The following is a 19,892-nucleotide window of genomic DNA, read 5'->3' on the forward strand; positions in this document are numbered from 1 at the left end:
TTTCGTGGACAGCTCTCGGAACCCAAAGCCGAAACCACGCTTTGATAGAGGCGCAATTTGCAAAACTTCGGCATTCCGCAGGCTTAGGTCGGATTTTTGCATGGTGACGAATCCTGGGGAGTGGCCGTCATCGCGCTCTTGCTCGCGGTCCGGATGGCGCTCGCCTGGGTGGCGCGGCAGCATCTGCGGCGCGGTCGATCCTGTCTGGACCTCAGAGCCCGCCGGGCGGGTGGCAACGCCCGAACCTGCCCGTTCCTTCCGCCGCCGCCACAACGAGACCTGATCAACGGAGTGATCGCATGAGCGTCGTTTCCGCGATCTTCGGGACTGCCGAACGCGTGCCGCTGCCCGACGTCGTGATCCGCGCCGCGATCCAGCGCCTGTGCTCGCGCACGGCGACGCGCATGTCCGCGCTGGGCGCGGCCGACGATGCCGCCTTCGCCGGGCGGATGATCCTGCGGCCGATCGCCGGGGACGCGGATGCCGTCAACGCCGGGCACGACGAGGTGCCCGCGGCGTTCTTTGCGGAGGTGCTCGGCCCCAACCGCAATTACTCGTCCTGCTTCTACAAGTCCGATGCGAGCACCCTGCAGGAGGCGGAGGAGGAGGCGCTGCGCCAGACCGTCGAGCACGCCGGTCTCGCCGACGGCCAGACCATCCTCGAGCTCGGCTGCGGCTGGGGCTCCCTGTCGCTGTGGATGGCGCGGCGGTTCCCGCATGCGAAGGTGACGGCGGTGTCGAACTCGCAGGCCCAGCGCGCCTATGTCGAGGAGCAGGCGCGGCTGCGCGGGCTGTTGAACCTGCGCGTGGTCGCGGCGGACATGAACGTGTTCGCGCCCGATGGGCAGTTCGACCGCATCGTCTCGGTCGAGATGTTCGAGCAGATGATGAACTGGCGCAAGCTGATGACGCGCGTGCGGTCCTGGCTCGCGCCTGACGGGCGCTTCTTCATGCACATCGTCACCCATCGCTCCGGCTCTCATCTGTTCGACCGCGCCAATCGTGAGGACTGGATCGCGCAGCATGTCTTCATGGATGGATTGATGCCGAGCCATCACCTCGTCAGGCAATTCGGCGACGTCTTCAGGATCGAGAAGGAATGGTGCTGGAGCGGTACACACTATCAGCGCACCGCGAACGACTGGCTCGCCAATTTCGATGCGCATCGCGACACGATCGAAGCGTCCCTGCGCAGCGTCCATGGCGAGGAGACCGCTTTGTGGATGCGGCGCTGGCGCTGGTTCTTCCTCGCGACATCAGGGCTGTTCGGCTACGCCGATGGCAGCGAATGGGGTGTCAGCCACTACCGGATGAAGGCGGGTTAGGGCGCGCATTCCCGAAAGAACTTGTTAAGCGTCTTTCGTTGCGCAAACGGCACACGCCGTGTGTATCTTCGGAGCAGCACGTTTCGATTGTTGTCTGATCGTTTCTGCTCGCCTAGCGTTGTGGTTGTATTTCGTGGACCACACGACAAGAAAATCCGCATCCTCGAACGGTGTGGACGCAATTGGAATAGCGCATGCGCGAATGCATCGGGGCTGCTGCGACGATCCGACGACAATCAGATGACCTGCTTCGCAGGAGTCCGAACCGGACTCGGCATTGTTCCCCCGGCACGTCCCGGACTCGCATGCTTCGCTTGCTGCTGGCGAGCCTGTTGGTTGTGGCGCTGTCGGCGCTGTTCGCACGATCAGCCTCGGCCCAGGCCAATTGGACCGGCTTGACCAGCAACGATTGGATGGCCGGCGGCAACTGGACGACCGCGGCCCCTCCCATCCCGGGTCAAACCGTCAACATCGGAATCCTGGGCGCGCCGCCGCAACGGGAGACGATCCTCGGCGTCGGCGGCCCGTTCAGCGTTTCGGTGGGGACGATGTCCATTGGCAACAGCGGTGCAACGGCCGGCAATCTGACGATCCAGAACGGCAGCACGCTGACGAGTACCGGCTCATCGCGGATCGGAATTTCGGCCGGAAGCACCGGAATCGTGACTGTCACCGGACCGGGATCGCGATGGAACGTACCCGCCGGAACCTTTTATGTCGGCTTTCTAGGCGTCGGCACGCTCAACATTCAAAATGGCGGAGCAGTCGCCACAGGAGTCGGCACGATCCTGGGCGGCAACGCCTCCTCTTCCGGCACGCTCAACATCAGTGGCGGCGGCATGCTGCAAACTCAATCGTTGCGGGGCGGCCCCGGCGCGAGCCAGGCCAATTTCGACAATGGCATCCTGCGGGCGACTGCCAGCAACGCGACCTTCATCAACGGATTTTCGGGCACCAAGCTCAACATCCTCGCGGGCGGGCTGACGATCGACACCGGCGCGTTCACGGTCGGCACCGATGCCACCGCTGCCTTCACGGGTGCCGGCGGACTGACCAAGATCGGCAACGGCACCCTGAACCTTGCCGCCAGCAGCCCTTATGCCGGCCAGACCGTGATCCAGACCGGTATCCTCGCGCTCACCGGTGCGGGCGCCATCAGCAATTCGAGCCGCGTCGTCGCCAACGGGACGTTCGATATTTCCGGCATCACCGCCGGCGGCACCAGCATTCAGAGCCTCGCCGGCAGCGGCGGCGTCAGCCTCGGCGCGAAGAACCTGACGATCACCAACGCGAACGACACGTTCGCCGGCGTGATCGGTGGCACGGGCGGCCTGACGATCACTGGCGGTGCGCAGACGCTGATCGGCGCCAATACCTACAACGGGGCGACAAACGTGACCGGCGGTACGTTGCGCGCGGGAGCCGCGAACACATTCAGCGCAGCGTCGGCCTTCAACGTGGCTGCCGGCGGCACACTCGACCTCGCCGGCTTCAATCAAACGCTCACCTCGCTCGGCAATGCCGGCACGGTCACCCTCGGCGGCGCGCCGGGAACCACGCTGACCGTGGCCGGCAATTACGTGGGCAATGGCGGCACGGTGCAGCTCAACTCCCGGCTCGGCGGCGACAACTCGCCGACTGATCTGTTGCGGGTGCAGGGCAGCACGTCGGGCTCGTCGTCGCTGCGCATCACCAATGTCGGCGGCGCCGGCGCGCAGACCACCGAAGGCATCAAGGTGATCGACGTGGCCGGCGCGTCCAACGGCAGTTTTTCGCTTCTGGGCAGCTATGTCCTTCACGGCGAGCAGGCGGTGGTCGGTGGCGCCTATGCCTATACGTTGCAGAAGAACGGCATCGCCACTCCCGGCGACGGCGATTGGTATCTGCGCTCGAGCCTGATCAATCCGCCGGTCTCGGGACCTCCCGGTCCGCTCTATCAGCCGGGCGTTCCGCTGTACGAGAACTACGCGCAGCTGCTGCTCGGCATGAACGATCTGCCGACGCTGCAGCAGCGCGTCGGCAACCGCTATTGGGGCGGCAGCGACGCCATGGCGCGCGTCGGTGCCGCGCCGGCGACCGCCGTGGCTGCGTCTGCGCCCGGGCCGCATCGAAGGTGGCCATTCCGACTTGCAGCCCTCCAACACCACCGGCTCGACCTACAAGGCCGACCATTTGAAAGTGCAGACAGGACTCGATGGCCTTGTGCTGGAGAACGATCGGGGCCGGCTGATCGTCGGCCTCACCGCGCAATATGGCCTGACGACCGCCAATGTCGCGTCGTTCTTCGGCAATGGCCGTATCCGTGTTGAAGGGACGGGCGTCGGCAGCACGCTGACCTGGTATGGCGACAACGGCTTCTATGTCGACGGTCAGGCGCAGTCGATGTTCTACCGCAGCGATCTGTCGTCCGTGCTGGCTGACAGCCTGACCCACGGCAATGAAGGGTTCGGCTATGCCTTCAGCGCCGAAACCGGCAAGCGGATCGGCATAGGCAATGGTTGGTCACTGACGCCGCAGGCGCAGCTCTCCTATTCGAAGGTCGCCTTCGACAGCTTTGCCGATCGGTTCGGCGCGCAAGTAGCGTTGCGCGATGGTGACAGCCTGCTCGGCCGCACCGGCCTTGCCCTCAACCACCAGAGGACCTGGAACGATGCCACGGGCATCGTGCGATCCGATGTCTACGGCATTGCCAATCTGCGTTACGAGTTCCTCAACGGCACCAATGTCGATGTCGCAGGCATCGGTTTTGCCAGTGCGCAGGATCTGCTGTGGGGCAGCATCGGCGGCGGTGGCACCTACAGCTGGGCCAACGGCCGGTACGCCGTCTTCGGCGAGGTCTCCTACAATGCGAGCCTCAACAACAGCTCGGACAACCGCAACTACAAGGGCACCGGCGGCTTCCGCCTCACGTGGTGAATCCAGCGCTTTGCACCGGCGCTATGCCGGGCCGAAAGACGGTCGTCTTTCAGGTTCGTAACGTTTCGTTGCGATCTTCTGTCGCAGCTCGCGGTGATGGAACTCGACTCACAATCCGGTGAGTCCCGAAAAGCGCCCTGAACTCAGCATGATAGGTCATGTGGCATTGAGCCGCCCGCGCAATGCGTTGCGTCGCAGCAAGTACGTTCTATTTTGACGGCATCAGCCGCATGGAATCGCCCAGAACGGGCTCGCGCGGAGCGTGATTTCAGTTTCAACAACATCGGGGCGTTTAACTTCATGTCAGGACTTCGCGCGCGATCGGCATGCGTTGCAATGATGCTCGCGGCCTTTACGCCGCTGCTCGCGGGCTGCGACGAATCCGTCTCTGCGGTGTCCGCTGCCCAGCCCGCCGACCCTGACGTCAGCATCGTCATCGTCAAGCCGCAGCCGCGCGCCGTGGTGCGCGAGCTACCGGGCCGCATCGCGCCGACGCGCGTCTCCGACGTGCGGCCGCGCATCTCCGGCATCGTGGTCGAGCGCCTGTTCCGCCAGGGCAGCGAGGTGAAGGCCGGCGATGCGCTCTATCGCATCGATCCGCGTCCGTTCGAGGTCGAGGTGATGGCCACCGAGGCGGCCGTCGCCAAGGCCGAGGCCGGGTTGATGCAGGCCAGGCAGCAGGCGCACCGCATCGCCACCCTCACCAAGGATCGCGCCGCCCCGGAAGCCGAGAACGAGAAGGCGATCGCGGCCGAGCGTCAGGCCCATGCCGAGGTCGAAGGCCGCAAGGCGGAACTCGCACGCGCCAAACTCAATCTCGACTATGCCACCGTGCGCGCGCCGATCGACGGCGTCGTCGGTGCGGCGCTGGTCAGTGAGGGTGCGCTCGCGGTGCAGAACGAGACCAACCTCGCCAGCATCCAGCAGCTCGATCCGATCTATGCCGACTTCACCCAGTCGGTGACCGAGCTCAACCAGCTCCGCCGCGCCTTCGAGAGCGGCGACCTCGAGCGCATCGCGGCCGATGCCGCCAAGGTGCGCCTCGTGCTCGACGACAACACCCTTTATTCGCTCGACGGCAAGCTGCTGTTCTCGGACGCCAAGGTCGACGCCCATACCGGCCAGGTGACCTTGCGCGGCGAATTCCGTAATCCCAAGCGCGAGCTGCTGCCGGGCATGTATGTCCGCGTCCGCATCGACCAGGGACTCGACAGCGACGCGATCGCGGTGCCGCAGCAGGCGATCCAGCGCAATGGCGGCGGCGGCAGCGAGGTGTTCGTCGTCAAGGACGACAACCACATCGCCGTGCAGCCGGTCCGCACGGGGTCGGTGCAGGACGGACTCTGGTTCGTGACCGAGGGCCTGAAGGCCGGCGACAAGGTCGTGGTCGAAGGCTTCCAGAAGTTCGCGGCCGGCGACAAGGTGAAGCCGCAATCCTGGTCGGAAGCGGACGCCACCGCGGACAATCGGCACGCCCAGAAGCTGACGCGGTAACGCGCCATGGCGAGTTTCTTCATCGACAGGCCGATCTTCGCCTGGGTGGTCGCGCTGTTCATCTGCTTGATCGGCGCGATCGCGGTCCCGCTGCTGCCGATCGCGCAATATCCGATCATCGCGCCGCCCTCGATCTCGATCTCGACCAGCTATCCCGGCGCCTCGCCCGAAAACCTCTACAACAGCGTCACCCGGCTGATCGAGGAGGAGCTCAACGGCGCCTCCGGCATCCTCAATTTCGAATCGACCAGCGACTCGCTCGGCCAGGTCGAGATCATCGCCAATTTCCAGCCGGGCACCGATACCAGCGCCGCCTCCGTCGAGGTGCAGAACCGCATCAAGCGCGTCGAAGCGCGGCTGCCGCGCGCGGTGATCCAGCAGGGCATCCTGATCGAGGAAGCCTCGAGCGCCGTGCTCCAGATCATCACGCTGAACTCGACCGACGGCAGCCTCGACGAAGTTGGCCTCGGCGACTTCATGATCCGCAACGTGCTCGGTGAGATCCGCCGCATCCCCGGCGTCGGTCGCGCCACGCTCTACTCGACCGAACGCAGCTTGCGCGTCTGGGTCGATCCGGCAAAGCTGGTCGGCTACGGGCTGACCGCCGACGACGTCAACAAGGCGATCGCCGCGCAGAACGCACAGGTCGCTTCGGGCAGCATCGGCGCCGAGCCGTCGACCTCGAGCCAGCGCACCTCCTCGCTGGTGCTGGTCAAGGGCCAGCTCTCGTCCCCGGACGAATTCGGTTCCATCATCCTGCGCGCCAATGCCGACGGTTCGACCGTGCGGTTGCGCGACGTCGCGCGCATCGAGGTCGGCGGCCTCAGCTACCAATTCAACACGCGCCTGAACGGCAAGCCGACCGCGGGCCTCTCCGTGCTGATGTCGCCGACCGGCAACGCGCTGGCGACCGCGAGCGCGGTCGAGGAGAAGATGAAGGAGCTGTCGCGCTTCTTCCCGGCCAACATCTCCTACGAGATCCCCTACAACATCACGCCCGTGGTCGAGGCCTCGATCAAGAAGGTGCTGACGACGCTGGTCGAAGCCGTGGTGCTGGTGTTCGTGGTGATGTTCCTGTTCCTGCAGAACATCCGCTACACCATCATCCCGACCATCGTGGTGCCCGTGGCGCTCTTGGGCGCCTGCACCACGCTGCTGCTCGCCGGCTATTCCATCAACATGCTCTCGATGTTCGGCATGGTGCTCGCGGTCGGCATCCTCGTCGACGACGCCATCGTCGTTGTCGAGAACGTCGAACGCATCATGTCCGAGGAAGGTCTGCCGCCGAAGGAAGCGACGCGGAAGGCGATGGCGCAGATCTCGGGCGCCATCATCGGCATCACGCTGGTGCTGATGGCGGTATTCGTGCCGATGGCGTTCTTCCCCGGCTCGGTCGGCATCATCTACCGCCAGTTCTCGGTGACCATGGTCGCCGCGATCGGCTTCTCCGCCTTCCTCGCGCTGTCGCTGACGCCGGCGCTGTGCGCGACGATTCTGAAGCCCGTCGCGGCCGGCCACGGCCATGCGAAGCGGGGCGTGTTCGGCTGGTTCAACCGCGTGCTCGAGGGCGGCAAGGAGGGCTATTCCCGCACCGTCGGCTTCTCGCTGAAGCGGACCGGCCGCCTGATGCTGGTCTATGTCGCGCTGCTGGTTGGTCTCTCCTGGGCCTTCGTCAGCCTGCCCGGCGGCTTCCTGCCGATCGATGACCAGGGCTTCGTCACCACCGACGTGCAGACACCGTCGGACTCGTCGTATCCCCGCACCGAGGCCGTCATCGAGAAGGTCGAGAAATATCTCGCCGAGCGGCCGGGTGTGAAGGATGTCACCTTCCTCACCGGCTTCAGCTTCTCCGGCCAGGGCATGAACACCGCGCAGGCCTTCATCACGCTGAAGGACTGGTCGGAGCGCGGGCCGAAGGACTCCGCCGCCGCGATCGTCAACGACATCAACCGCGATCTGGGGGCGTCGATCCGCGATGCAAAGATCTCTGCGCTCCAGCCGCCGCCGATCGACAATCTCGGCAACTCCTCGGGCTTCTCGTTCCGCCTCCAGGACCGCGGCCAGAAAGGCTATCCGGCATTGATGCGCGCCGCCGACCAGCTGATCGCGGAGGCCAATGCGAGCCCGGTGCTTCAGAAGGTCTATATCGAGGGCCTTCCCGAGGCCGGCGTGGTCAATCTCGTGATCGACCGCGAGAAGGCCGGCGCCTTCGGCGTCACCTTCGAGGACATCAACAACACGATCTCGACCAATCTCGGCTCGAACTACATCAACGACTTCCCGAACCGCGGCCGCATGCAGCGCGTCGTGGTGCAGGCCGATGCGCGCGACCGCATGCGGACCGAGGACATCCTCAACTACAACGTCAAGAACAGCCGTGGCCAGCTCGTGCCGTTCTCCTCTTTCGCCACGGTCGAATGGGCACGCGGCCCGACGCAGATCGCGGGCTTCAATTATTATCCCGCTGTGCGCATCTCCGGCGAGGCGAAACCCGGCTTCACCTCGGGCGATGCGATCGCCGAGATGGAGCGGCTTGCCGGCAAATTGCCGCGCGGCTTCGGCTATGAATGGACCGGACAGTCGCTCCAGGAAAAACTGTCGGGTTCGCAGGCGCCGTTCCTGCTGGCGCTGTCGGTGTTCGTGGTGTTCCTGTGTCTTGCCGCGCTCTACGAGAGCTGGACCATTCCGCTCGCGGTGCTGCTCACGGTGCCGCTCGGCATCGTCGGCGCGGTGGCCGCGGCGATGCTGCGCGGCCTGCCCAACGACGTCTATTTCACCGTCGGCCTGATCACCATCATCGGCCTCGCGGCAAAGGACGCGATCCTGATCATCGAGTTCGCCAAGGACCTGCGCAAGGAAGGCAAGCCGCTAGTAGAAGCCACCATCGAGGCCTGTCGCCTGCGCTTCCGCCCGATCCTGATGACCGGCCTTGCCTTCATCTGCGGCGTGCTGCCGATGGCGATTGCGCACGGCGCCGGCGGCGCCAGCCAGCAAGCGCTCGGCAGCATCGTGATGGGCGGCATGATCGCGGTGGTGATCCTGGCGCTGCTGATGGTGCCGGTGTTCTTCGTCTCGGTGCAGCGCGTGCTGGCGGGGGATCGGGAGCCGAAGGCCGCGAAGGATGGCGAGGCGTATGGGCCGCCGGCGCCGGTCAAGCCATAAGGCGAGCTTGTCATGCCCGCGCAGGCGAGGCATCCAGTACGCCGCGGCCCTTCCGTATCCAACAAACGTCTCTGGAATACTGGATCACCCGCTCCAGTGCGCAAGTGCGCACAAGGCGGGTGATGACGGCGGAGTGTGAAGCGTAGGGTTCGCCCTAAGCCTACTTCCGCAAAATCTTCACCAGCTCCCCGTGCACGAACTCATTGCCGCACACGACATGCCCGGTCACCAGCGCATCACCCGGCGTTGCGATGTCGCTCACCGTGCCGCCTGCCTCGCGCACCATGATCATGCCGGCAGCGATGTCCCAGGATTGCAGGTTGCGCTCCCAGTAGCCGTCGAGGCGGCCGGCGGCGACGAAGGCGAGGTCGAGGGAGGCGGCGCCGAAACGGCGGAGGCCTGCGACCCTGTCCTGGATCGCGGTCATCTCGCGGCGGAATTCCTCGTGGTCGCCGCGGCCGATATGGGGCAGGCCGCAGGCCACCACGCATTCGTTGAGCTGGCGGCGGCCGGCCACGCGCAGGCGCTGGTCGTTGAGGAAGGCGCCCTTGCCGCGCTCGGCGATGTAGAGCTCGTCATTGGCGGGGTTGTAGATTACGCCCGCAATGATCGTGCCCTCGCGCACGAGGCCGATCGAGATCGCGAATTGCGGGATGCCGTGCAGGAAGTTGGTGGTGCCGTCGAGCGGATCGACGATCCAGGTGTGGCTCTTGTCGCTGCCCTCGCGGGTGCCGCCTTCCTCGCCGATGAAGCCGTAGCCGGGGCGGGCCTTGGCGAGGTCCTGGTAGAGGATCTCCTCGGCGCGCTTGTCGGCCAGCGAGACGAAATTGGCCGGCCCCTTCAGCGAGACCTGGAGATGCTCGATCTCGCCGAGGTCGCGCTTGAGGCTGCGGCCGGCGCGGCGCGCGGCCTTGACCATGACGTTGATAGTGGCGGAATACAGCATGTGCCCTGGTCTTGATCGGGGGAAATGGCGCGAAACCGCGCCTGTTTGAAGGATGGGGTGCCCTGCGAGGGCCTTTGCGTCAAGTCATTTGGTCCCGAGCCATTTTCTGGCGGCGGCCTCGGCCTTGCCCCGGTCCTCGGCCGGCAGGTCGGACAATTGCTTGTCGAGCTCCGGATCGCCCTTGCCGGAGGTTTTCGCCACCAGGTGCCATTTAAAGCCCTCGACCTTGTCCACGGACGTGCCCATGCCGTTGATCAGCACCCAGGCCAGGCGGTTCTGCGCGATCGCGCTGCCCTGGCGGGAGGCCTTGCGGAGCAACGCGACGGCGGCCGGCTGGTTCTTCACCGTGCCGGTGCCGTTGAACATGGCGATGGCATATTCGACCTCGGCATCGACATTGTCCGCCAGTGAAGCCGCCTGGAGCAGCCGCACCGCGCGTTCCGGGTCCTTCGGCACGCCGGTGCCTTCCTTGTAGAAGGTCGCCAGCGCGTATTGCGCCTCGGGCAGGCCGGCGTCGGCGGCCTGACGCAGCAGCTCGGCGGACCGCTTGACGTCCTGCGGCAGGGTCTGGCCGTCGAGATAGAGCAAAGCGAGGTTATAGGCCGCCTTGGGCTCGCCGAGCTTGGCGGCGGAAGCCATCAGCTTCACCGCCTCGCTCTTGTCGACCGAGCCGCCGCGGCCGGAAATTCGCAGCATGGCGAGCGCGAACATCGCCTCGCGGTCGCCGGCATCGGAGGCGCGCTTGTACCATTCCAGCGCCTTGGCGTAGTCGCGGCGGATGCCCATGGCGTTGGAATAGAGCTCGCCGAGCATGGTCATCGCCTTGGGATCGCCCGCTTGTGCGCGGGCGGTGGCGAGATCGAACGCCGTCTTGTACTGGCCGCGCTGATAGGCGCCGAACACCAGATCGACATTGGGATTGTCGGTTGCCGGTGCGGGGATCACGGTTGCGGGCAGCGCCGGCTTGGGCGAGGCGGCCGGCTTGGGCGAGGCCGAAGGTTTTGGCGCCGGCGCGGCCTCCTTCTTCTTGGCGGCCGGAGGCGGCTTGGGCTTCTGTTTCTCAGGCACAGCGCTCGGCGCGGCCACCGGCGGCGTGATCTGGAGCTGCGCGGCCGCGGGCGCCGTCAGCAGCAGCGTGGCCAGGATGGTGATGCGCGGGAGCTTCATGTCGGGCGCTAGCCGTGCTCCTGACCCGCAAGCGCAGCCGCATGGGCCTTCTTGATCTCAGCGTCGACCTCGATCAGCGCGGCCTTGGGACCGCGCGGATCGGACCAGACGAAATCGCCGACCAGCACGAAATCGGCGCCGCTGGCGGCGAAGTCGTGCGCCTCTTCGAGCGAGGTGGCAAAGCCGACGCAGGGCGGCTCGAACAGCTCGGCCCACCAGTCCAGCCGCTCGGCGATCGCCTGGGACGACGGGCGTTGGCCCTTTGCATCAGGTTCGCCGAACAGCACGTAGTCCGCGCCTATCTCGCCCGCATCCATGGAATGGTGCCGCGTCGTCAGCCCGCCGACGCCGGCGATGCGATCGGGCTTGAGCGATGGCAGCGCCTCTTTCAGCGCGGCGATGCCGGGGAGGTGCGCGCCGTCGGCACCGCCACGTGCGACCAGTTCGGCATGACCTTCAACGAGCAGCGCGGCGCCCGCCTTCTGGACCGGCGGGGCCAGCGCCTTGATGCGTGTGATCATGGTGCGCTGGTCGGTCTCCTTCAGCCGCAGCAGCACGGCCGCGACGTCGGCGGCAGCGAGCAGGCCCGGCAGCTCGGCGACGAACGCAGCGGGATCATCGATGGCCGGCGTCGCGAGATAGAGACGCGGCGCCGGGCGCGGCGGAGGCGATTTGTTCGACAAGATCTAGGCTGCTTTCTTTTCCAGGCTGCTTTGCCATTCGCCCTTGGACGCCAGACCATTCATCCGGGCGCGATGGCTGAATGCACTTTGGCCGGCTGCGACATTCTCGGCCTTGCCGGACCAGGCCTTCTGCGGCGCGGCCTGCAGCGCGCGGCCGTAGGAGAAGGTCAGGCCCCAGGGCAGCGGGCCGAGCTTGTGCATGGCGTTGAGATGCGCCGTCGCCTCTTCGTCCGACTGGCCGCCGGAGAGGAAGGCGATGCCGGGCACGGCCGCGGGCACGCAGGCCTTCAGCAGCCGAATTGTCTTCTCCGCAACTTCCTCGACGGGAGCCTGCTTCGCGCACTTCTTGCCAGAGATCGCCATGTTCGGCTTCAGCACCATGCCTTCGAGCGCGACGCGCTGCACGCGCAATTCCTGGAAGGTCTTGTTGAGCACGCGGGTCGTCACTTCATAGCAGCGGTCGATGTCGTGATCGCCGTCCATCAGCACCTCAGGCTCGACGATCGGCACGATCTGCGCGGCCTGGCACAGCGCTGCGTAGCGGGCCAGCGCATGGGCGTTGACGCCGATCGCGGTCATGGAGGGAATGCCGCTGCCGATATCGATGACCGCGCGCCATTTGGCGAAGCGGGCGCCGCGCTCGTAATATTTCTTCAGGCGCTCGGCGAGCTTGTCGAGCCCGACGGTGACGAGCTCGCCCGGGCACATCGGCAGGGCTTGCGTGCCCTCGTCGACCTTGATGCCGGGGATGGCGCCGCTCTGCTCGATCAGCTTGACCAGTGGCGTGCCGTCCTTCGCATCCTGCCAGATCGTCTCGTCATAGAGGATCACGCCGGAGATGCACTGGCTCATGGCCTCCCTGGAGCGGAACAGCATCTCGCGATAATCGCGGCGGTTGGCTTCCGTCGATTCCACCCCGATCGCGTCGAAACGCTTCTTGATGGTGCCGGAGGATTCGTCGGCGGCAAGGATGCCCTTGCCGGGCGCGACCATGGCGGTCGCGATCCTGTTGAGCTCAGTCAGATTCATCGAGAGGTCCTCCCAAAACGATTCTGCCCTTGCCTGTGAAAATAGACCGTTCTCGGGCAATTGCCGAGTTAACGTTCGTCGCAGGGTAAAGGGGGCCCTCTGTCATTCCGGGATACGCCGAAAGGCGCAGGCCCGGAATCCATAACCCCAGGCTGTGGTTATGGATTCCGGGCCCACGCTTCGCGTGTCCCGGAATGACGGGAGGATGTGGCTGAAGGCCTTACGCCACCTTCGGATCCAGCTCGCCCTTGGCGTAGCGCTTGGCCATCTCGGCGGGGGTCAGGACCTTCTTGAACTTGAAGGCCTGGCCTGCGGTATTGAACTCCTGGAGCCGCTGCTTACACAGCTTGGTCATCGCTTCCATGGCGGGCTTCAGGTACTTGCGCGGGTCGAACTCTTCCGGGTGCTCCTTGAACACCTTGCGGATCTGGCCGGTCATGGCCATGCGGTTGTCGGTATCGATGTTGATCTTGCGCACGCCGTTCTTGATGCCGCGCTGGATCTCGGCGACCGGCACGCCCCAGGTCGGCTTCATCTTGCCGCCGAACTCGTTGATGATGTCCTGGAGGTCCTGCGGCACCGACGAGGAGCCGTGCATCACCAGATGCGTGTTCGGCAGCTTGCGGTGGATCTCCTCGATCACCTTCATGGCCAGGATGTCGCCGTCGGGCTTGCGGGTGAATTTGTAGGCGCCATGCGAGGTGCCCATCGCGATCGCGAGCGCGTCCACCTTGGTCTCCTGGACGAACTTCACGGCCTCGTCCGGATTGGTCAGGAGCTGGTCGTGGCTCAGCTTGCCTTCGGCGCCGTGGCCGTCTTCCTTGTCGCCCATGCCTGTTTCGAGCGAGCCGAGCACGCCGAGCTCACCCTCGACCGAGATGCCGCCGAGATGGGCCATGTCGGTCACGGTCTTGGTGACGCCGACATTGTAGGTCCAGTCGGCCGGGCTCTTGCCGTCGGCCTTGAGCGAGCCGTCCATCATCACCGAGGTGAAGCCGGCCTGGATCGCGGTCATGCAGGTCGCGGCCTCGTTGCCGTGGTCGAGATGCACGCAGACCGGAATGTGCGGATAGATCTCGGTCACTGCGTCCATCATGTGCTTGAGCATGATGTCGTTGGCGTAGGAGCGCGCGCCGCGCGAGGCCTGGATGATGACGGGCGCGTCGACCGTGTTGGCCGCGTCCATGATCGCCAGCGCCTGCTCCATGTTGTTGATGTTGAAGGCCGGTACGCCGTAATCGTTCTCCGCTGCATGGTCGAGCAATTGACGTAACGTGATCCGAGCCATCTGTCTTTTTCTCCGGTTTGGGCCTGCAAGGCCGACTTAAAAGGCCGACTGATTACTTGGTGCGCAGAACTTCGACGCCGGGAAGGGGCTTGCCTTCCATCCATTCAAGAAATGCGCCACCGGCGGTCGAGACATAAGTGAATTGACCGGCCACATGGGCCTGGTTGAGCGCCGCGACCGTGTCGCCGCCGCCCGCGATCGAGATCAGCTTCTTCGCCTTGGTGCGCTCGGCGGCATGCTTGGCCGCCGCCACGGTTCCGCGGTCGAACGGCTGCATCTCGAAGGCGCCCAGCGGTCCGTTCCAGACCAGCGTGGCCGCGTCATCGATGGCGGCATGGACGCGCGCGATCGATTGCGGGCCGACGTCGAGGATCATGCCGTCGGCCGGGATCGCATCGAGCCCGTAGGCATGCGAGGGCGCGTTCGCCGCGAAGTGATAGGCGACGGTGGCGTCGACCGGCAGGATGATCGCGCAATTGGCGGCTTCCGCCTTCTCCATGATGCGGATCGCCGTCGCGGCGAGATCCTTCTCGGCCAGCGACTTGCCGATCCCGACGCCCTGGGCGTGCAGGAAGGTGTTGGCCATGCCGCCGCCGATCACGAGCGCGTCGACCTTGGTGACGAGGTTTTCGAGCAGGTCGATCTTGGTCGAGACCTTGGCGCCGCCGATGATCGCGATGACGGGCTTGGTCGGCGAGCCCAGCGCCTTCTCCAGCGCGACGAGCTCGGCCTGCATGGTGCGGCCGGCATAGGCCGGCAGCTTGTGGCCGAGGCCTTCGGTCGTGGCATGGGCGCGGTGCGCGGCCGAGAAGGCGTCATTGACCCAGATGTCGCCGAGTTTCGCCAACTCCGCGACGAAGGCGGGATCGTTCTTTTCCTCTTCCTTGTGGAAGCGGGTATTTTCCAGGCACAGGATGTCGCCATCTTTCAGCGCCGCCACGGCCGTGGCCGCGGGCTCGCCGACACAGTCGTCGGCGAAGGCGACGGGCCTGTTCACGACCTTCGACAGCGCCTCAGCAACCGGCTTGAGCGACTCCTTGGGGTCGCGTCCCTTCGGCCGGCCGAAATGCGCGAGCAGGATGACCTTGCCGCCCTTGTCCGAAATTTCGGTGATGGTCGGCGCGACGCGCTCGAGCCGGGTCGCGTCGCTGACGCGCCCGTTGTCCATGGGCACGTTGAGATCGACGCGCAGCAGCACGCGCTTGCCCTTCACATCGACGTCATCGAGGGTGCGGAATTTGTTGGTCATCGGACACTCTCTTGTCCCGGGCGCATAGCGGCGCGGAGTGCCGCTATGCAGAACCGGGACCTGCGCTGGAGGGACATGGGTCCCGGATCTGCGACGCAGCGTTTTACGCTGCATCGCGTCCGGGACACGAGAGCGGAGTTAGATCACCTTCGCGAACGCGACGGCGGTGTCCGCCATGCGGTTCGAGAAGCCCCACTCGTTGTCGTACCAGGACATCACGCGCACCAGCGTGCCGTTCTGCACCTTGGTCTGGTCCTCGTGGAAGGTCGAGGAGTGCGGATCGTGGTTGAAGTCGATCGAGACGTTCGGCTGATTGGTATAGCCGAGAATGCCCTTGAGCTGCTGCTCGGAGGCACGCTTCATCGCCGCGTTGATTTCCTTGGCGTCGGTGGCGCGCTTGGCGACGATCTTGAGGTCGATGACCGAGACGTTCGGGGACGGCACGCGGATCGAGACGCCGTCGAGCTTGCCCTTGAGTTCCGGGAGCACGAGGCCGATTGCCTTCGCCGCGCCGGTCGAGGTCGGGATCATCGACATCGCCGCCGCACGGCCGCGGTAGAGATCCTTGTGTAGCGTGTCCAGCGTCGGCTGGTCGCCGGTGTAGGCGTGGATCGTGGTCATGAAGCCGGTCTCGATGCCGACCAGGTCGTTCAGCACCTTGGCGACCGGCGCGAGGCAGTTGGTGGTGCAGGAGCCGTTGGAGACGACCAGGTGATCCTTGGTCAGCGTGTCGTGGTTGACGCCGTAGACGATGGTGGCGTCGGCGCCGTCGGCGGGCGCGGAAACGAGAACGCGCTTGGCGCCGGCGGTGAGATGCGCGGACGCCTTGTCCTTCGCGGTGAAGATGCCGGTGCATTCCATCGCGATGTCGACGCCGAGATCCTTCCAGGGCAGTTTCGAGGGATCGCGCTCGGCGGTAACCTTGATCTTGCCGCCGCCGAGGTTGATGGAGTCGCCATCGACGGTGACGGTGCCGGGGAAGCGGCCATGGACGCTGTCGAAGCGAAGGAGATGGGCGTTGGTCTCGACCGGGCCGAGGTCGTTGATGCCGACGACCTCGATGTCCTTGCGGCCGGACTCGGCAATAGCCCGCAGGATGTTGCGGCCGATGCGGCCAAAACCGTTAATTCCGACGCGGACTGCCATGTTTCATCTCCTTATGACCGTTCAATGACGTGTTCGATAACCCCGATCATCCCGCACAACGCGCTTAGCGCGCCTGCGAGGGTTTTTTAGGGCGGACGCCCGGTTCGGCCGGGCGATGCTTGATCATATGAGAGACTACGTAGTCCTTTTTTTTGGCAAGCTCAACTCTCAGCTAACGCGCTTCAGCACAGCGTTAACCGCAGCCTCGGCGGTAATGCCGAAATGCTTGTAAAGATCCTTCGCCGGCGCGCTCGCGCCGAACGAATGCATGCCGATAAATTCGCCATCCTGGCCGATCACGGCATCCCAGCCCCAGCGCACTGCGGCCTCGATCGCGACCTTCACCGGCGCGGTGCCGATGATCTCGGCACGCTTGGCTTCTGGTTGCGCTAACAAAAGCTCGAGCGAGGGCACCGAGACCACCCGTGACGCGATGCCGCGCTCGGCGAGCTGCTTCTGGGCGGCGACCGCGATCTCGACCTCGGAGCCGGAAGCGAACAGCGTTGCCTTGGCTTCGCCCTGGGCGGCGACCAGCTCGTAGGCGCCGGCCGCGCAGGGAATGTCGTTCGGCGCATTGGTGCGGAGCTGCGGCAGGTTCTGCCGCGTCAGCGCCAGCACGGTCGGGCCGTCGATACGATTGAGCGCAAGCTCCCAGCACTCGGCGACCTCGATGGAGTCAGCGGGGCGGAACACGCGCATGTTCGGAATAGCGCGAAGTGCGGCGAGATGCTCGACCGGCTGGTGGGTCGGGCCGTCTTCGCCAAGGCCGATGGAATCGTGCGTCATCACGTAGACGACGCCGGCGCCCATCAACGCGGCAAGGCGCATCGCGGGACGCGCGTAGTCGGTGAACACCAGGAAGGTCGCACCGTTCGGCGCGAAGCCGCCATGCAGGAAGATGCCGTTCATCGCAGCCGCCATGCCGTGCTCGCGGATGCCGTAGTGAATGAAGCGGCCCTTCGGCGTCTTGGCCGAGAAGGCGGTGGCCGACTTCGCCTTGTTGTTGTTGGAGCCGGTGAGGTCGGCGGAGCCTGCGAGGAATTCCATCGGCATCGCGCCGGCAATGACTTCGATCACCGCTTCCGAGGATTTGCGGGTCGCCGCGGTCATCGGCTTTTCCAGCAGCTCCTTCTTGTACGCGCGCACGGCCTTCGCGAGTGAGGCCGGACGCTCATGACGCAGACGGCGCTCGAACTCGGCGCGCTTGCGGCTGCCGAGCTCACCGAGCCGTCCTTCCCATTCCTGCCGTGCCGCCGCGCCGCGGCTGCCGGCTGCGCGCCAGGCCTTCAGCACGTCATCCGGCACCGAGAACGGCTCGAGCGAGATGCCGAGATTTTCCTTGGCGGCCTTGAGCTCGTCGGCGCCGAGCGCCTCGCCATGCGCCTTCGCGGTGCCGGCCTTGTGCGGCGCGCCGAAGCCGATGGTGGTGCGGCAGGCGATCAGCGTCGGCTTGTTGGATTTTTGCGCGCGGGTGATCGCTGCGGCGATAGCGGCCTGGTCATGGCCGTCGATCTTTTCGGCGGCCCAGCCCGCGGACTTGAAGCGCTTCACCTGGTCGACGGAATCGGAGATCGAGGTCGGCCCGTCGATCGAGATGCCGTTGTCGTCGTAGAGCACGATCAGCTTGTTGAGCTTCCAGTGTCCGGCCATCGCGATCGCTTCCTGCGACACGCCTTCCATCAGGTCGCCGTCGGAGGCGAGCACGTAGGTGTGGTGGTCAACGATCTTCTTGCCGAACTCGGCGGCCAGCATCTTCTCGGCGAGCGCCATGCCGACCGCGGTCGAGATGCCCTGGCCGAGCGGACCGGTGGTGGTCTCGATGCCCTTGGTGTGGAAGTTCTCGGGATGCCCCGGGGTCAAGCCGCCGAGCTGGCGGAACTGCTTGAGCTGATCCAGCGTTATGTCGGCATTGCCGGTCAGATACAGCAGCGAATAGAGCAGCATCGAACCGTGGCCGGCCGAGAGCACGAAGCGGTCGCGGTCGGGCCAGTCGGTGGCAGTGGCGTCGAATTTCAGGAATTGCGTGAACAGCACCGTGGCGACGTCGGCGGCGCCCATCGGCAGGCCGGGATGGCCCGATTTCGCCTTCTCGACAGCGTCCATCGAGAGGCCACGGATCGCGTTGGCCATGCGGTTGTGGTCGACTTGCGTCATGTCTGAAATCCGTCTGAAATGAGGCGCTTGGCAGTGGTGCGGGCCGCGTGGGGGAAGCCTGGCGGCCACGGAAGGTTGGGCTGGGATAGCACCTCGGTTCCGGGAGTCCAAGGCAATCAAACGTCGGTTTGGCCGTAAAAGTTGCTTAGCAGTGCATAGTTTCGCGGCGGCGTTGCGCTCCGCTAGCTTGCCACGTAAATTTCTGCTTCTAACCGTTTGCCGAACCGAGTCTTTTGCCGGACGGCAAGCCCCACGGGCAAGGCCACAGGTTCCGCCGCTGACTGCATGAACGATCGCGTTTCAAACAGCTCTGCCATGACGGAGTCCTCGGCCGTCGAGATCGAGATCGCGACCCGCAGACTCATGGCGGCGCTCGACGCGCTCGAAAGCGCGGTGGAGCGGCGGCGCGATGCCGATCGCGACGAGAACGAGCTCGCGGCGCGAATCCAGGCACTGGGCGCGGATCGCTCGCGGCTTGCCGATGAGCTCGACGGCGCGCTGGTGAAGGCGCGCAAGCTCGAGCGCACCAATCGCGAAATCTCCGATCGACTGGATTCCGCAATCGTCACGATACGCTCGGTGCTCGATACCGGAGAGGACGGATGAGCCACATCAACGTCACCATCAACGGCCGGCAATACCGTATGGCCTGCGAGGAGGGCCAGGAGGTGCGGCTGCTCAAGCTCGCCGAAAGCTTGGAGACGCGGATTCAGTCGCTGCGCGGAAAATTCGGCGAGATCGGTGATGCCAGGCTCACCGTGATGGCGGCGCTGACCGTCTGCGACGAACTAGTCGACGTTGGCAACCGCGTCCGCACCATGGAGCAGGAGCTGACTGAGCTCAGGGATTTCCGCAACGCCGCCGTCGAGCGCGCCCGGATGACCCAGACCGCCGTGGTGAATGCGCTCAACGCCGCCGCCGAGCGCATCGAGAAGTCGACCCAGGTCCTGAACCGGACGGTGGGCAACGGGATCGCGATCGGCTGATTTTGGGCGGACCGCCCGTTGGGCTGGCGGTTCGTCAGTATCGTTGTTACATTGCGCGGGCGAGGCTGCGACGTGCGTCAGGAGCCATATATCCCCGGGGCCTTATCGATCCTTTAGGGAACTGTCCCTGGCCGGGCCCGTGGGCTCGGACATATGGTGCCCACCTACTTTCGTAGGGAACTCCGGGATCGAGTGCTTCAACGGCGTTCGCGGCTTCGCACTTTTGTTTGCTTGGTTTGTGCTTGTCGAAACAACTGCGGCCAGTTCGGTAGATGTCATGCTCCGGCTCGCCCGGGGCATTCAGTACGCCGCGGCCTCTGTGTGAATCACCACCGCCTCTGGAATGC

At 65.3% G+C, this 19,892-nt stretch carries 14 protein-coding genes, 1 other RNA gene and 1 pseudogene; 8 read left to right on the plus strand and 8 right to left on the minus strand.

Annotated elements, in window-relative coordinates:
* Positions 1 to 299: 299 nt before the first annotated feature.
* The 5 genes and pseudogenes from CT676_RS12050 (at position 300) to CT676_RS12070 (ending at position 8,897) form a co-directional block, all read left to right on the plus strand.
* Positions 300 to 1,325, plus strand: a complete 1,026-nt coding sequence (locus CT676_RS12050) for a cyclopropane-fatty-acyl-phospholipid synthase family protein (RefSeq protein ID WP_135214700.1) — start codon at positions 300 to 302, stop codon at positions 1,323 to 1,325.
* Between the two features lie 548 nt (positions 1,326 to 1,873).
* Positions 1,874 to 3,364 (plus strand): annotated as a pseudogene (locus CT676_RS46060) (autotransporter outer membrane beta-barrel domain-containing protein); the annotation flags it as partial.
* 22 nt (positions 3,365 to 3,386) lie between these two features.
* On the plus strand, positions 3,387 to 4,241 hold the full coding sequence (locus CT676_RS46065) for an autotransporter outer membrane beta-barrel domain-containing protein (protein ID WP_275552109.1): 855 nt from the start codon (positions 3,387 to 3,389) through the stop codon (positions 4,239 to 4,241).
* Between the two features lie 300 nt (positions 4,242 to 4,541).
* The gene (locus tag CT676_RS12065; protein ID WP_135214703.1) at positions 4,542 to 5,735 is read left to right on the plus strand and encodes an efflux RND transporter periplasmic adaptor subunit; all 1,194 of its coding nucleotides are present in this window, start codon (positions 4,542 to 4,544) and stop codon (positions 5,733 to 5,735) included.
* 6 nt (positions 5,736 to 5,741) lie between these two features.
* Positions 5,742 to 8,897 carry a multidrug efflux RND transporter permease subunit gene (locus CT676_RS12070; RefSeq protein ID WP_135214704.1) on the plus strand — a complete coding sequence of 1,052 codons (3,156 nt, stop codon included), beginning with the start codon at positions 5,742 to 5,744 and terminating at the stop codon, positions 8,895 to 8,897.
* 160 nt (positions 8,898 to 9,057) lie between these two features.
* Here the strand turns inward: CT676_RS12070 and CT676_RS12075 are convergent, their stop codons facing one another.
* The 8 genes from CT676_RS12075 to tkt all read right to left on the minus strand — a co-directional run bounded on the left by CT676_RS12075 (position 9,058) and on the right by tkt (position 18,559).
* On the minus strand, positions 9,058 to 9,843 hold the full coding sequence (locus tag CT676_RS12075) for an inositol monophosphatase family protein (RefSeq protein ID WP_028150910.1): 786 nt from the start codon (positions 9,841 to 9,843) through the stop codon (positions 9,058 to 9,060).
* An 84-nt stretch (positions 9,844 to 9,927) separates the two neighbouring features.
* On the minus strand, positions 9,928 to 11,010 hold the full coding sequence (locus tag CT676_RS12080; protein WP_135214705.1) for a tetratricopeptide repeat protein: 1,083 nt from the start codon (positions 11,008 to 11,010) through the stop codon (positions 9,928 to 9,930).
* A gap of 8 nt (positions 11,011 to 11,018) precedes the next feature.
* On the minus strand, positions 11,019 to 11,693 hold the full coding sequence (locus CT676_RS12085; RefSeq protein WP_135214706.1) for a thiamine phosphate synthase: 675 nt from the start codon (positions 11,691 to 11,693) through the stop codon (positions 11,019 to 11,021).
* Between the two features lie 3 nt (positions 11,694 to 11,696).
* The gene (locus tag CT676_RS12090) at positions 11,697 to 12,722 is read right to left on the minus strand and encodes a class I fructose-bisphosphate aldolase (RefSeq protein ID WP_135214707.1); all 1,026 of its coding nucleotides are present in this window, start codon (positions 12,720 to 12,722) and stop codon (positions 11,697 to 11,699) included.
* A 220-nt stretch (positions 12,723 to 12,942) separates the two neighbouring features.
* Positions 12,943 to 14,010, minus strand: a complete 1,068-nt coding sequence (fba, locus tag CT676_RS12095; RefSeq protein ID WP_135214708.1) for a class II fructose-bisphosphate aldolase — start codon at positions 14,008 to 14,010, stop codon at positions 12,943 to 12,945.
* Positions 14,011 to 14,062: 52 nt separating this feature from the next.
* Positions 14,063 to 15,259 (minus strand): phosphoglycerate kinase, encoded by a 1,197-nt coding sequence (locus CT676_RS12100; protein WP_071916653.1) that lies wholly within the window; start codon positions 15,257 to 15,259, stop codon positions 14,063 to 14,065.
* 138 nt (positions 15,260 to 15,397) lie between these two features.
* Complete coding sequence (gap, locus tag CT676_RS12105; RefSeq protein WP_085401784.1) at positions 15,398 to 16,405, minus strand: type I glyceraldehyde-3-phosphate dehydrogenase; 1,008 nt, start codon at positions 16,403 to 16,405, stop codon at positions 15,398 to 15,400.
* Positions 16,406 to 16,573: 168 nt separating this feature from the next.
* Positions 16,574 to 18,559, minus strand: a complete 1,986-nt coding sequence (tkt, locus tag CT676_RS12110; RefSeq protein WP_135214709.1) for a transketolase — start codon at positions 18,557 to 18,559, stop codon at positions 16,574 to 16,576.
* Positions 18,560 to 18,874: 315 nt separating this feature from the next.
* Between tkt and CT676_RS12115 the strand changes: the two genes are divergently transcribed.
* The 3 genes from CT676_RS12115 to ssrS all read left to right on the plus strand — a co-directional run bounded on the left by CT676_RS12115 (position 18,875) and on the right by ssrS (position 19,765).
* A complete protein-coding gene (locus CT676_RS12115; protein ID WP_011084341.1) occupies positions 18,875 to 19,165 on the plus strand; it encodes a DUF4164 domain-containing protein in 291 nt (96 codons plus the stop codon).
* Positions 19,162 to 19,545: a cell division protein ZapA gene (locus CT676_RS12120; protein WP_028150902.1), complete on the plus strand. Its 384-nt coding sequence runs from the start codon at positions 19,162 to 19,164 to the stop codon at positions 19,543 to 19,545. The genes CT676_RS12115 and CT676_RS12120 overlap by 4 nt, the downstream gene beginning before the upstream one ends.
* Positions 19,546 to 19,604: 59 nt before the next feature.
* Positions 19,605 to 19,765: non-coding RNA, 6S RNA (gene ssrS, locus CT676_RS12125), on the plus strand.
* Positions 19,766 to 19,892 lie beyond the last annotated feature (127 nt).

Origin of the sequence: Bradyrhizobium sp. MOS001 (assembly GCF_004634465.1) — a bacterium.
In the GTDB taxonomy this organism is placed as follows: Bacteria; Pseudomonadota; Alphaproteobacteria; order Rhizobiales; family Xanthobacteraceae; genus Bradyrhizobium; species Bradyrhizobium barranii.